Origin of the sequence: Hydrogenophaga atypica, from assembly GCF_042665215.1 — a bacterium.
GTDB lineage: Bacteria > Pseudomonadota > Gammaproteobacteria > Burkholderiales > Burkholderiaceae_C > Hydrogenophaga > Hydrogenophaga defluvii_A.
In genome coordinates this window covers 426,600-438,626 of sequence record NZ_JBHTCA010000001.1, presented here as the reverse complement: position 1 = coordinate 438,626, position 12,027 = coordinate 426,600, and the positions used below count along the sequence as shown (strand labels likewise).

General features: G+C 64.8%; 14 protein-coding genes and 1 riboswitch. Of the genes, 4 read left to right on the top strand and 10 right to left on the bottom strand.

Annotated features, from left to right (window positions below):
* The first annotated feature begins 101 nt into the window (after positions 1-101).
* Positions 102-1,376 carry a M23 family metallopeptidase gene (locus ACFQPB_RS02160; RefSeq protein WP_382219494.1) on the top strand — a complete coding sequence of 425 codons (1,275 nt, stop codon included), beginning with the start codon at positions 102-104 and terminating at the stop codon, positions 1,374-1,376.
* A gap of 72 nt (positions 1,377-1,448) precedes the next feature.
* Here the strand turns inward: ACFQPB_RS02160 and erpA are convergent, their stop codons facing one another.
* From erpA to rplM, 5 genes are all read right to left on the bottom strand, one after another.
* Complete coding sequence (gene erpA / locus ACFQPB_RS02155; protein ID WP_382202028.1) at positions 1,449-1,814, bottom strand: iron-sulfur cluster insertion protein ErpA; 366 nt, start codon at positions 1,812-1,814, stop codon at positions 1,449-1,451.
* 66 nt (positions 1,815-1,880) lie between these two features.
* Positions 1,881-2,279, bottom strand: coding sequence for a bactofilin family protein (locus tag ACFQPB_RS02150; protein WP_382202030.1), 399 nt, complete (start codon positions 2,277-2,279; stop codon positions 1,881-1,883).
* 31 nt (positions 2,280-2,310) lie between these two features.
* Positions 2,311-3,012: a DUF6776 family protein gene (locus ACFQPB_RS02145; protein ID WP_382219414.1), complete on the bottom strand. Its 702-nt coding sequence runs from the start codon at positions 3,010-3,012 to the stop codon at positions 2,311-2,313.
* 102 nt (positions 3,013-3,114) lie between these two features.
* Positions 3,115-3,507, bottom strand: coding sequence for a 30S ribosomal protein S9 (rpsI, locus tag ACFQPB_RS02140; RefSeq protein WP_382202033.1), 393 nt, complete (start codon positions 3,505-3,507; stop codon positions 3,115-3,117).
* A gap of 12 nt (positions 3,508-3,519) precedes the next feature.
* Positions 3,520-3,951, bottom strand: a complete 432-nt coding sequence (rplM, locus tag ACFQPB_RS02135; RefSeq protein WP_382202035.1) for a 50S ribosomal protein L13 — start codon at positions 3,949-3,951, stop codon at positions 3,520-3,522.
* Positions 3,952-4,147: 196 nt separating this feature from the next.
* Between rplM and ACFQPB_RS02130 the strand changes: the two genes are divergently transcribed.
* Positions 4,148-5,050, top strand: a complete 903-nt coding sequence (locus ACFQPB_RS02130; RefSeq protein WP_382219412.1) for a 23S rRNA (adenine(2030)-N(6))-methyltransferase RlmJ — start codon at positions 4,148-4,150, stop codon at positions 5,048-5,050.
* A 33-nt stretch (positions 5,051-5,083) separates the two neighbouring features.
* Here ACFQPB_RS02130 and ACFQPB_RS02125 read toward each other — a convergent pair whose 3' ends face one another.
* The 5 genes from ACFQPB_RS02125 to ACFQPB_RS02105 all read right to left on the bottom strand — a co-directional run bounded on the left by ACFQPB_RS02125 (position 5,084) and on the right by ACFQPB_RS02105 (position 9,933).
* Positions 5,084-6,361, bottom strand: a complete 1,278-nt coding sequence (locus ACFQPB_RS02125; protein ID WP_382219410.1) for an O-acetylhomoserine aminocarboxypropyltransferase/cysteine synthase family protein — start codon at positions 6,359-6,361, stop codon at positions 5,084-5,086.
* 32 nt (positions 6,362-6,393) lie between these two features.
* Positions 6,394-7,221, bottom strand: coding sequence for a methylenetetrahydrofolate reductase [NAD(P)H] (gene metF, locus ACFQPB_RS02120; RefSeq protein ID WP_382219408.1), 828 nt, complete (start codon positions 7,219-7,221; stop codon positions 6,394-6,396).
* Positions 7,222-7,223: 2 nt separating this feature from the next.
* On the bottom strand, positions 7,224-7,964 hold the full coding sequence (locus tag ACFQPB_RS02115; RefSeq protein WP_382219406.1) for a TlyA family RNA methyltransferase: 741 nt from the start codon (positions 7,962-7,964) through the stop codon (positions 7,224-7,226).
* Between the two features lie 6 nt (positions 7,965-7,970).
* Complete coding sequence (gene ahcY / locus ACFQPB_RS02110; RefSeq protein ID WP_382202046.1) at positions 7,971-9,404, bottom strand: adenosylhomocysteinase; 1,434 nt, start codon at positions 9,402-9,404, stop codon at positions 7,971-7,973.
* A 67-nt stretch (positions 9,405-9,471) separates the two neighbouring features.
* A riboswitch (S-adenosyl-L-homocysteine riboswitch) is annotated at positions 9,472-9,552 on the bottom strand.
* A gap of 9 nt (positions 9,553-9,561) precedes the next feature.
* The gene (locus ACFQPB_RS02105) at positions 9,562-9,933 is read right to left on the bottom strand and encodes a hypothetical protein (RefSeq protein ID WP_382219404.1); all 372 of its coding nucleotides are present in this window, start codon (positions 9,931-9,933) and stop codon (positions 9,562-9,564) included.
* 94 nt (positions 9,934-10,027) lie between these two features.
* Here ACFQPB_RS02105 and ACFQPB_RS02100 point away from each other — a divergent pair, with 94 nt between their 5' ends.
* Together ACFQPB_RS02100 and ACFQPB_RS02095 are read left to right on the top strand one after the other, a co-directional pair.
* Entirely contained in the window at positions 10,028-10,816 is a 789-nt protein-coding gene (locus ACFQPB_RS02100) for an HAD family hydrolase (protein WP_382219402.1), read from the top strand.
* The gene (locus tag ACFQPB_RS02095) at positions 10,813-12,027 is read left to right on the top strand and encodes an MFS transporter (protein WP_382219400.1); all 1,215 of its coding nucleotides are present in this window, start codon (positions 10,813-10,815) and stop codon (positions 12,025-12,027) included. Before ACFQPB_RS02100 ends, ACFQPB_RS02095 begins: the two co-directional genes overlap by 4 nt.

Here is a 12,027-nt window from a genome sequence, read left to right as displayed (position 1 = left end):
ACCCGACCGCCCCGGCTGCTCTGTACACCAGGACCCTCGTTTTGAACCTTGTTTTTCTGCACACCGTCGCCGACGTGTTGCGCCGCCACCCCAAGCGGGTGATGGGCAGTCTCGGCGCGCTGCTGTTGGGCACGGGTGTCACCGCCTTTGGCGTGGCCCCGCTGGCACCCGACGCGGCCGATCTGCCGGTGCGCTCCGTCAGCGAAGCCATTGAACCCGCCTTGCGCCTGGTTCAAGGCGGCGGCGAAGCCACCGTTCCTTTTGTGTTGTTTCGCAGCGATGTGACCCGCCGCGACGACAACGCCCAGAGCCTGCTGCAGCGCCTGGGCGTGAGCGACAGCGCTGCCGTCGCCTTTTTGCGCAACGACCCCGTCGCACGCGGTCTGTTCAGTGGCCGCACGGGCAAACTGGTGACGGTCGAAACCACCGACCGCAACGAAATCATCCGCCTGAGCGCACGCTGGTTGTCCAAGCCGGACGACCGCCAGTTTCAGCGGCTGACGCTGGAACGCCAAAACGACGGTTTTTTGGCCAAACATGAAACGGCCGACCTGACAGCGTCGGCCCAGTTGGCCAGTGGCACCATTCAGAGTTCGCTGTTTGCCGCCACCGATGCCGTGCGCCTGCCCGACAGCGTGGCCAGCCAGCTGGCCGACATCTTCTCCAGCGACATCGACTTCCGCCGCGACCTGCGCAAAGGCGACCGCTTCAGCATCGTCTACGAATCGCTGGAGGCCGATGGCGAGGTGCTGCGCGCCGGCCGCATTCTGAGCGCCGAGTTCGTCAACGACGGCAAACAGTTGCAGACGCTGTGGTTCCAGGAGCCCGGCCACAAAGGCGGCTACTACGGTTTTGATGGCAAGAGCCAGCGCTCCACCTACCTGACCTCGCCGCTGGAGTTCTCTCGCGTGAGCAGCGGCTACGGCATGCGTTTCCATCCCATCCACGGTGGCCAACGCGCCCATCTGGGGGTGGACTTTGCAGCACCCACCGGCACGCCGGTGCGCACCGTGGGCGACGGCGTGGTGCAGTTTGCCGGCTGGCAGGGCGGCTACGGCAACATTGTGGTGGTGCAACACGCCAACAACCAAACCACCGCTTACGCCCACTTGAGCCGCATTGACGTGCGCAAAGGGCAAAAAATCGAGCAGGGCGAGTTCATCGGCGCGGTGGGCTCCACCGGCGCCTCCACCGGCCCACACCTGCATTTCGAGTTCCGCGACAAGGGCAAACACATCGATCCGCTGACCATTGCGCGCAACGGTGAAAGCATCCCGGTGTCCGCTGCAGCGCGTGCTCAGTTTGACCAAGTGGTGCACACCATGCGCGCCCAACTGGCCTCGGCCGCCACCCTCACGCAAGCCAGCGCACAGTGAGTTCTTGGGCTTTTTGCCCACCAACAACAAAGGGGCCTGACGGCCCCTTTGTTGTTGGTGCTGTTGACCTCGTCAGACGCTGAAACTCGACCCACAGCCGCAGGTGGTGGTGGCGTTGGGGTTCTTGATCACGAACTGGGCGCCTTCGAGGTCTTCCTTGTAGTCGATCTCGGCGCCGGTGAGGTACTGGTAGCTCATGGCGTCGATCAGCAGGGTGACGCCGTTTTTGGTCATGGTGGTGTCGTCTTCGTTAACGATTTCATCGAAGGTGAACCCGTACTGGAAGCCTGAGCAACCACCGCCCTGCACAAACACACGCAACTTCAGATCCGGGTTGCCCTCCTCGGCCACGAGGTCGGCCACCTTGGCGGCAGCGCTGTCGGTGAAGATCAGCGGGGCGGGCATGTCGGTCTGGATGTTGTCGGCAACAGCGCTCATGGGAAGGGTCCTCGGCGGGAGTGGTTCAGGGCGCGAATGGTAAACCAAATCGCTCGGATATGCCGCTCAACTGGCGATTGCCGCCAGCTTGAGTGTGGGTTTGTCATTGACACCTTCGGCGAGTGGCAAGAGCTGCCCGGAAATGGTGGCACCCTGGTGCATTTCCAGCGCCCGGTAGGTCACGTCACCCGTGATGCGTGCCTTGGGCTGCAATTCGAGCAGCTCGGTGGCCCACACCGGCCCCAACACCTGCCCGTTGATGATGACGTGCCCGGCCCGCACCTCGCCGCGCACCGTGGCCGCTTCGCTGATGACCAGCAGCGATGGCACCTCCGGCTGGGCGTGGAGGTTGCCGGTGATCTGACCATCCACCCGCAAACCATCGGTGAACAGAACGTCGCCACGGATTTCGGTGCCGATCGCGATCAGGCTCTTGATCGGGGGCTGCTTCTTCTTGCCAAACATCGCTTCTCCTGGCCGCGAGGGCACGGGTGGATCACAGCTTGTGTGTGTAAGACGCCTTCTCGGCGCCTCCCTGCATCAAGCGGACGGTGGCGCTTTTTAGCACGGCGGTGGGTGGCAGGTCGAGCTGCCCCTCCAGCCGCAGGTGCTGGCGCAGGCTCAGCGGCTGCGGCGGCACCTCCTGGCGCCAGGGGCGCCCATCCAGCGTGCCCGTGAGCGTGATGAACAACTGCCCGCTGAACTCGGGTGGCTGCCGCTCCGACTGCATCACCAGCAACTGCCAGGCCACGCGCTCGTCTGACACGCGCTGCACGCGCAGGCCACGCACGCGGACCGTGCCCGAACCCGTGCTGGGAATGAGCTGCTCGAAAAAGGCGAGGTCGGCACCGAGGCGCCGGTTCTCGTCTTCCAAGCCGCGCAGTTGTTGCTTGAGTTGCTCCAACGCCGAGCGTTCGGCCAGCAACAGGCTGTCGGCCGTGTTGGCCACCGATTTCAAATCGGCCAGCTCCGCCAGCACCTGCTGGTGTTCCACACGCAAACGCTGCAACTGGCCACGCGTGTCGTGCTCCACACCTGCAATTTCCTTGCCGAACTCAAAGGCCCACAAGGCCAGCGCGCCCGAAAAGCCCAGCACCACGGCGGCCAGCAGCCAGCGCAGCGGCCAGGGCAGCGTGCTGCGCACGGCCATGCGGGGGGCACTGATGGTGAGGCGGCGGCGGAGGAGTCGAAAACGCATAAGGTCGCCGATTGTGCGTCAGATGCCTGTGACCGAGCCAGAAAAACAAAACCGCCCGAAGCAAGCTGCTTGCGGGCGGTTGAGGGCGTGAGCCGGAAGCGATTAACGCTTGCTGAACTGCTTGGCGCGGCGTGCGGAACGCAGACCAACCTTTTTACGTTCAACTTCGCGGGCATCGCGGGTCACGAAGCCGGCTTGCGACAGCGCGGGCTTGAGGGCCGCGTCGTAGTCGATCAGCGCGCGGGTGATGCCGTGACGCACCGCACCGGCCTGGCCGGATTCGCCACCACCGTGCACGTTGACCTGCACGTCGAAGGTTTCGGCGTGGTTGGTCAGCAGCAGGGGCTGCTTGGCGATCATGATCGAGGTTTGGCGACCGAAGAACGCTTCGATGTCCTTGCCGTTGACCGTGATCTTGCCGGAGCCTTTTTTCAGAAACACGCGGGCGACGCTGGATTTGCGACGGCCGGTGCCATTGTTCCATTCACCAATCATCTCAAGGCTCCTTTAGATTTCCAGCGGCTTGGGCTGCTGGGCGGTGTGGGGATGCTCTGCACCACCGTACACCTTGAGTTTCTTGATCATGGCGTAGCCCAGCGGGCCCTTGGGCAGCATGCCCTTGACGGCTTTTTCCAGCGCACGGCCAGGGTGCTTGGCTTGCATGTCGCGGAAGTTGGTGCCGTAGATACCGCCGGGGAAGCCCGAGTGACGGTAGTACATCTTGTCCAGGGACTTGGTGCCCGTGACTTTGATCTTGGCGGCGTTGACGATGACGATGAAATCACCGGTATCGACGTGGGGCGTGTAAATGGCTTTGTGTTTGCCGCGCAGACGGAGGGCCACTTCGCTGGCGACCCGACCGAGCACCTTATCGGTGGCGTCAATCACAAACCACTCGTGCACCACGTCAGCGGGTTTGGCGCTGAACGTTTTGGTCATGTTGCTACAGAGTGAGGTTTGGCGGGCCCTTTTCCACGGTCGGTGTTTCTCTGAAGGAAACCTCTTAGGTGGGAGACAGAACCTGCGTTCTGACTTCGCCGCGGGACCCAAAAATCGCTGCGAAGCCTGCCATTATATGAAATCCTGGCCTGGGCCGCAAATTCCGCTGGCGGACCGTGGCGGTTACCATCGCCCCATGTTCAGTTACCGACACGCCTTCCACGCCGGCAACCACGCCGATGTGCTCAAACACATGGTGCTGGTCGCCACGCTGAAGTACCTGGGCCAGAAAGACACCGCACTGACCGTGGTGGACACCCACGCCGGCGCCGGTCTGTACCGGCTCGACCAGGACCAGGCACAAACCTCGGGCGAGGCCTCGGGCGGCGTGCTCAAATTGCGCGCGGCCCTGGCCGGCACCGACCCCGCCACCCTGCCCGAAGCCCTGCGCGACTACCTGGAGATGGTGGCGAGCTTCAACGACGGCGGCCCCTTCAAGCACTACCCCGGATCACCCTGGATTGCCCACGCACTGATGCGCCCGCAGGACAAGCTCAAGCTGTTCGAAGTGCACCCCACCGATGGCCGGCTGCTGACCCGCAACGTGGAAGGCCTGGGGGCGGGCAAACAGGTGGAGGTGCTGCGCAAAAACAGCTTTGACAGCCTGAAAGCGCTGCTGCCACCGCCCAGCCGACGTGGCCTGGTGCTGATGGACCCGAGCTACGAACTCAAGACCGACTACGAGGCGGTGGTGGCCTGTGTGCTGGATGCGCTCAAGCGCTTCCCCACCGGCACCTTCGCCATCTGGTACCCGGTGATCGCACGGCCGGAGGCGCACGCCATGGCCAAAAAACTCAAGACCCTGAGCACCCAGCACCAGCGCCCGTGGGTGCAGGCCGAACTGGCCGTGGGCCACACACCCGATGGCACACCGGTCAAGACCGGCGCCCGCCCGGCCACCCAAATGCGCGCCAGCGGCATGCACATCATCAACCCGCCGTTTACCCTGGCAGCCCAACTGCGCGAGGCCTTGCCTGTGGTGCTGACGCACCTCAAGGGCAAGGTGGGCGCGGGCTGGATGGTGGAGCACGGCGGCTGAAGAAACACCGCCCTGCCGTGCCGGCGCTGCGGCTCAGACCTTAGACAGCGCCTGGTCCAGATCGGCGATCAGATCGTCGATGTGTTCGATGCCAATCGACAGGCGGACCATGTCCGGACTCACACCGGCCTTCTTCATCTCCTCGGCGTTGAGCTGGCGGTGGGTGGTGGTGGCCGGGTGGCAGGCCAGCGACTTGGCGTCGCCGATGTTGACCAGGCGGGTGAAGAGCTGCAGCGCATCCTGAAAACGCGTGCCGGCAGCGATGGCGTCGGCCGAATTCAAGCCAAAGCTGATGATGCCCGAGGCCCGCCCACCCATGTACCGCTGCACCAGCGCGTGGTCCTTGTGGTCGGGCAGCCCGGCGTAGTTGACCCAGGCCACCTTGGGGTGCTTCTGCAGGTGCGTGGCCACCTTGACAGCGTTTTCGCAGATGCGGTCCATGCGCAGCGCCAGGGTTTCGATGCCCTGGAGGATTTGGAACGCGTTCATGGGCGAGAGCGCAGCACCCATGTTGCGCAACGGCACCACACGCACACGGCCAATGTAGGCCGCCGCGCCCAGAGCCTCGGTGTAGACCACGCCGTGGTAGCTCACGTCGGGTTCGTTCAGGCGCTTGAAGCGGGTCTTGTGTTGGCCCCACGGGAACTTGCCACTGTCCACGATGGCGCCACCAATGCTGGTGCCGTGGCCACCGAGGTATTTGGTGAGCGAGTGCACCACGATGTCGGCGCCGTGTTCGAACGGGCGGCACAGGTAGGGGCTGGTCACGGTGTTGTCGACGATCAGGGGCACACCGGCTGCATGGGCCACGGCGGCGAGTGCGCCGATGTCGGTCACGTTGCCCAGCGGGTTGCCGATGGACTCGCAGTAGATGGCCTTGGTGCGTTCGTCGATCAGCGCGGCAAAGGCGGCCGGGTCGCGCGGGTCGGCAAACCGCACCGTGATGCCTTGCTGCGGGAAGGTGTGGGCAAACAGGTTGTAGGTGCCGCCGTACAGGGTGGAGGCCGAAACGATGTTGTCGCCGCTTTCGGCAATGGTCTGGATGGCCGCCGTGATAGCCGCCATGCCGGAGGCCATGGCCAGCGCGCCAATGCCACCTTCGAGCGCGGCCAGGCGGGCTTCGAGCACACCGTTGGTGGGGTTCATGATGCGGCTGTAGATGTTGCCCGCGACCTTCAGGTCGAACAGGTCGGCACCGTGCTGGGTGTCGTCAAACGCGTAGGCCACCGTCTGGTAAATCGGCACGGCCACGGCTTTGGTGGTCGGGTCGGGGCTGTAGCCGGCATGCACGGCCAGGGTTTCAAGCTTCACGGGGTCTCCTCGTTGGGGTGGAAAAAAACGGTTCAGCGCGGCAGCCGGCGCACGATTTCCAGCGTGGCTGCGCTCTGGTTCATGGTGTAGAAGTGGATGGCGGGCACGCCGCCGTTGATGAGCTGCTCACACAGGTCGCTCACCACGTCCAGACCAAAAGCCTTGATGGACGCGGTGTCGTCACCAAAGGCTTGCAGGCGCAGGCGTATCCAGCGCGGAATTTCGGCACCACAGGCATCGGAAAAGCGCATCAACTGCGTGGAACTGGTGATGGGCATGATGCCCGGCACCACCGGGATGTCGACGCCCAGTTTGTGCGCATCGTCCACGAAGCGGAAGTAGGCGTCGCTGTTGTAGAAATACTGGGTGATGGCCGAATTGGCGCCCGCCTGGGCCTTGGCGACAAACGCGCGCAAATCGGCCTCGGGCGATTTGGCCTGCGGGTGCACCTCGGGGTAGGCCGCCACCTCGATGTGGAAATCGTCGCCGGTCTCGGCGCGCATGAAGGCCACCAGGTCGCTGGCGTAATGAAACTCGCCACCCAACCCATAGCCGCTGGGCAGATCGCCGCGCAAGGCGACGATGCGCTTGACACCCATGGCCTTGAGTTGCGCGAGCTGGGCGCGCACGCTCTCGCGCGTGGCACCGATACACGAGAAGTGCGAGGCCGCGTCCACCCCTTCGGCCAGGATCTCACGCACGGTGTTGAAGGTGCCGTCCTGGGTGGAGCCGCCCGCGCCGTAAGTGACCGAGCAGAACTCGGGCTTGAGGGCGTACAACTGCTGGCGCACGGCACGCAGCTTGTCGGCGCCTTCGGGCGTTTTGGGCGGGAAAAATTCGAGACTGATGGGCAGGCCCATGGTCATTCCTTGGAACAAAAAACAAAAAATTCGCGGTTGCCGTCACCCCCGGCAATGGGGCTGTCGAACCAGCCGCGCACCGGCAAGCGCAAGGCCGCACAGGCCTCTCGGAGCCGTTGTTCGACCACCGCGTACCAGGCCACATCGCGCACGATGCCGCCTTTGCCGATCTGCTGCGGCTGCAACTCGAACTGTGGCTTGACCAGCATCAGCAGGTGGCCACCCGGGCGCAGCAACGGCGCCAGCGCCGGCAAGACCAGCGTGAGCGAGATGAAGGACAGATCGCCCACCACGAGGTCAAAGTCCGCGCCCACCGCTTCGGCCGTGAGTTCGCGCGCGTTGGATTTTTCGATGCAGCGCACCCTTGCATCGACGCGCAGCGCCGGATGCAACTGGCCATGGCCCACATCCACGCCCGTGACCTGCGCCGCGCCGTGTTGCAACAGGCAGTCAGTGAAGCCGCCGGTGCTCTGGCCCACGTCAAGGCAGCGCCAACCACTGACCCCCAAGCCGGCCTCGCGCAACGCGCCTTCGAGCTTGAGACCGCCACGCGACACATAACGCGACTCGGCGTTGTCCACCAGTTGCAGCTCCACCGTCTCGCGCAACTCGTCGCCGTTCTTGGCCACGGGCTTCCAGTCGCCTGCACCCAGACGCCAGCGAACGCCCGCGGCGATCAGCCGCTGGGCTTGCGAGCGCGAAGCCGCCAACCCGCGCTCGACGAGCAACTGGTCAGCGCGCATGGCTGCTCAATAGCGGTAGGTATCGGGCTTGTACGGACCCTGCTTGGGCACGCCGATGTAGGCGGCCTGCTCGTCGCTCAGCTCGGTCAGCATGGCGCCGACCTTCTTGAGGTGCAGGCGCGCCACCTTTTCGTCCAGGTGCTTGGGCAGCACATACACCTTGCCCACGTCGTAGGCGTCGCTGTGGCTGAACAATTCGATCTGCGCAATCGTCTGGTTGGCAAAGCTCGACGACATCACAAAGCTGGGGTGGCCGGTGCCACAACCCAGGTTCACCAGCCGCCCCTTGGCCAGCAGGATGATCTTCTTGCCGTCCGGGAAAATCACGTGGTCTACCTGGGGCTTGATCTCTTCCCACTGGCAGTTCGCTTCCAGCTTGGCCACCTGGATCTCGTTGTCGAAGTGACCGATGTTGCAGACGATGGCCTGGTCCTTCATGGCCTGCATGTGCTCGAAGGTGATGACATCGCGGTTGCCGGTGGTGGTAACGAAGATGTCGGCCTTGTCGGCGGCCCACTCCATGGTCACGACCTTGTAGCCTTCCATGGCGGCCTGCAGGGCGTTGATGGGGTCGATTTCAGTGACCCACACCTGGGCGCTCAGCGCACGCAAGGCCTGGGCCGAACCTTTGCCCACGTCGCCGTAACCGGCCACCACCGCCACCTTGCCGGCGATCATCACGTCGGTGGCGCGCTTGATGCCGTCCACCAGCGATTCGCGGCAACCATAGAGGTTGTCGAACTTGCTCTTGGTCACCGAGTCGTTGACGTTGATGGCGCGGAACATCAGCGTGCCCTTGGCCGACATTTCTTTCAGGCGGTGCACGCCGGTGGTGGTCTCTTCGGTCACGCCAATGATCTGCGCGCTCTTGCGGCTGTACCAGGTGTTGTCCTCGGCCAGCTTGGCCTTGATGGCGGCAAACAGGATTTTTTCTTCGTCGCTGCCCGGGTTGGCCAGCACGCCCTGATCCTTCTCAGCCAGCTTGCCCAGGTGCATCAGCAGTGTGGCGTCGCCCCCGTCGTCCAGGATCATGTTGGGGCCTTCGCCCTCGGTGCCCTTGGGGCCAAAGTCGAAGATGCGGTGGGTGTAGTCCCAGTAGTCCACCAGGGTTTCACCCTTGACGGCGAACACCGGCGTGCCGGCTGCGGCGATGGCCGCAGCGGCGTGGTCTTGCGTGCTGAAGATGTTGCACGAGGCCCAGCGCACCTGTGCGCCCAGCGCCTGCAGGGTTTCGATCAGCACGGCCGTCTGGATGGTCATGTGCAGCGAGCCGGTGATGCGCGCGCCCTTCAAGGGCTGCTTGGCCGCGAACTCTTCGCGGATGGCCATCAGGCCAGGCATCTCGGTCTCGGCGATCTTGATTTCTTTGCGGCCCCAGTCGGCCAGGGTGATGTCGGTGATGACGCAGTCGGTGTTGACGGCGTGGACGCGTGCGTTCATGTGGTGTGCTCCAAAACGAAGTTTGAGAACCACTTGCCGGGGGGAGAAAAGCGCTCACCACACGATAAGTGGATGAGCGTCGTTGCGAATCTGAACCCCGAGCCTCACGCGGCGCCAACTGGGCCACGCTGCAACGCTCCTCGGGAGAGCGCGAATTCTACCGCAGGCTGCGGAAAACGTTCACCGCAAACAGCAGGACAGAAGCCCCCACGACGATGGACGTGACGCCCACCACCGGCTCCACCGCGGTGTTGCCCAACACCAGCAGCGACAGCGACACCAGCAAGATCACCGCCCCCACCTGGTGCAGCCAGAACTGGATGCGCTCCAGCCGGCGGCTCATGCGGTCGCCAAAATGCAGCACATAAAAGCCGATCAGCGCCATCGACGCCCAACCCAACAAATTCACGTGGGCATGCACGGGCTTGAGCGTGTGGTCATGGCTGGCGCCCATGTAAATGCCCATGCCAACACCGATCACGAAATACACGGCGGCCGCCTTGAGCCATGCCATTGCCTGTGGGTTCATAAGGTCGCGCTCCGGTGGATGAACGGACCCGCAGCATAGTGAAAAAATCAGTTTGTGACAAATTGCAAAATGCCCTCGGCTATGCTCCCGGCCCATGCTGCCCTTGTCTGAATGGCCCGCCGCCGCGCGCGCCCCTGTCCACGGCGTGTTCACCGACATCGACGACACGCTCACCTGCGATGGCGCCATCGCCCGCGAAGCGCTGCAAGCCCTTGCCGAGCTGAAGCGTGCGGGCTTGGTGGTCTACGCCATCACCGGCCGGCCGGTGGGCTGGAGCCTGCCATTTGTGCATGGCGCCACCCCCTGGCCGGTGGACGCCATCGTGGCCGAAAACGGCGCTGTGGCCCTGCTGCCCGGCGGTGGTCGCCTGTACCTGCAGGACGCCGCCACCCGCGCCGCCAACTTCGCCCACCTGCAACAAGTGCTGGCACGCATTGAGCGCGAGGTGCCCGGCGCGCGGCGTGCCACCGACAGCCCTGGGCGCGAGACCGACATCGCCATCGACCACAGCGAGTTCACCCACCTGCCTGAAGCGGCCATCGAGCAGGTGGTGGCATTGATGCGCGCCGAAGGTCTGAACGCCACGGTCAGCAGCATCCACATCAACGGCTGGGTGGGTGAACACAACAAGCTGGTGGGCGCGCGCTGGATCCTGCAAGCCCACGCGGGCCGTGCCCTCGACGCCGAGCTGGACCGCTGGGTCTACGTGGGCGATTCGACCAACGACCAAGTGATGTTTGCCCACTTCACCCACAGTGTGGGCGTGGCCAACATCGCGCGTTTTGTCCCGCAACTCAAGCACCTGCCCCGTTACGTGACACCGGGCGAGCGTGGGCAGGGTTTTGCGCAGGTGGCACAGGCCGTGCTGGAGGTCCGCGCGTGAGCGAACACCCTCTGCCCGCCCACGGCGCAGCGGGAGCGCCGGCCGCCCACGCAGGCCGTGGGCTGGTGGCGATTTTTGGCGCCACGTTTTGCGAACTGGTGGGTGTGTTCATGCTCTCGCCCCTGCTGCTGCTGCGCCTCACCGATGCCGGCATGTCCACCGCCGTGGCCGGCCTGTTTGCCGCCACGGTGTGGGTGGGCATCCTGTGTATGGCGCCCATGGCCTCGGCTCTCACGCAGCGCATCGGGCGACGGCCGGCGCTGTGGCTGTCGGCGGCGGTGCCGGTGCTGACCGGCCTGGGCTTTGCCCTCACCGATCAGCCGGCGTTGTGGTTTGTGCTGTACCTGCTGGCCGGCATGGCGGGCGGCCTGCGCTGGGTGCTGGCCGAAGCCATCGTGGCCGAGTTTTCACCCAGCCACCTGCGCGGGCGCAACGTGGGCCTGTTCGAGACCATGGTGGGCACGACCTTCGTGATCGGCCCAGCCGTGCTGGCCTGGGTGGGCCCACAGAATGCGCAGGCCGTGTGGTGGGCGGTCGGTTTTCTGGCGCTGGGGCTGCTGGGCAGCCTGACGGTGCCTGCCATGCCGGCAGCCCACGACGAAGGCGATGTCCATGTTGGCCTGCGCGGCGTCTGGCACGCGCTGGTCACCCACCCCATGGTCATGGCCATCGGCTTCATTGGTGGCTTTTTTGAAAGTGGCCTCACCGCCATGCTGCCGCTGTACGGCCTGGCGCTGGGCCTGGGCGCCACGGCGGCGGCGCTGCTGGTATCGGCCAGTGGCCTGGGCAGCGCGCTGGTGATGTTGCCCGCCGGCGAACTGGCCGACCGCATGGCCCGCCACCCGCAGCAACGCTGGGGCGACGCGGCAAACAGCCGGCGCCGGCTGATGCGGGCCGGCGCCGGCCTGACGCTGGCCGCCACGCTGGTGATTCCCTTTGTGGCCGGCACGCCCTGGTTGGCCGCACCCGTGGCGTTTGTGTGGGGTGGTGCCGGTGGCAGCCTGTACACGCTGGTGATGATCGACATCGGCTCGCGCGAAACAGGCAACACCCTGGTCAACAGCACGGCCGTGCTGGTGATGAGCTACACGCTGGGCGGGGTGTTGGCGCCCGCACTGGGAGCGGCGGCGCTGCAATGGTCGCCCACGGTGGGGTTTCCGGCTTTGTTGCTGATCGTGGCGGGCGCGGGTTACGCGTTGCTCCGGCGATAA

Coding starts and splice junctions, on each gene's coding strand:
- ACFQPB_RS02130 (WP_382219412.1), top strand. CDS start 4,148: ATGTTCAGTTACCGACACGCCTTCCACGCCGGCAACCACGCCGATGTG.
- rpsI (WP_382202033.1), bottom strand. CDS start 3,507: ATGATTGGTGAATGGAACAATGGCACCGGCCGTCGCAAATCCAGCGTC.
- ACFQPB_RS02100 (WP_382219402.1), top strand. CDS start 10,028: ATGCTGCCCTTGTCTGAATGGCCCGCCGCCGCGCGCGCCCCTGTCCAC.
- ACFQPB_RS02160 (WP_382219494.1), top strand. CDS start 102: ATGGGCAGTCTCGGCGCGCTGCTGTTGGGCACGGGTGTCACCGCCTTT.
- ACFQPB_RS02145 (WP_382219414.1), bottom strand. CDS start 3,012: ATGCGTTTTCGACTCCTCCGCCGCCGCCTCACCATCAGTGCCCCCCGC.
- ahcY (WP_382202046.1), bottom strand. CDS start 9,404: ATGAACGCACGCGTCCACGCCGTCAACACCGACTGCGTCATCACCGAC.
- ACFQPB_RS02115 (WP_382219406.1), bottom strand. CDS start 7,964: ATGCGCGCTGACCAGTTGCTCGTCGAGCGCGGGTTGGCGGCTTCGCGC.
- ACFQPB_RS02105 (WP_382219404.1), bottom strand. CDS start 9,933: ATGAACCCACAGGCAATGGCATGGCTCAAGGCGGCCGCCGTGTATTTC.
- ACFQPB_RS02150 (WP_382202030.1), bottom strand. CDS start 2,279: ATGTTTGGCAAGAAGAAGCAGCCCCCGATCAAGAGCCTGATCGCGATC.
- metF (WP_382219408.1), bottom strand. CDS start 7,221: ATGGGCCTGCCCATCAGTCTCGAATTTTTCCCGCCCAAAACGCCCGAA.
- rplM (WP_382202035.1), bottom strand. CDS start 3,951: ATGACCAAAACGTTCAGCGCCAAACCCGCTGACGTGGTGCACGAGTGG.
- erpA (WP_382202028.1), bottom strand. CDS start 1,814: ATGAGCGCTGTTGCCGACAACATCCAGACCGACATGCCCGCCCCGCTG.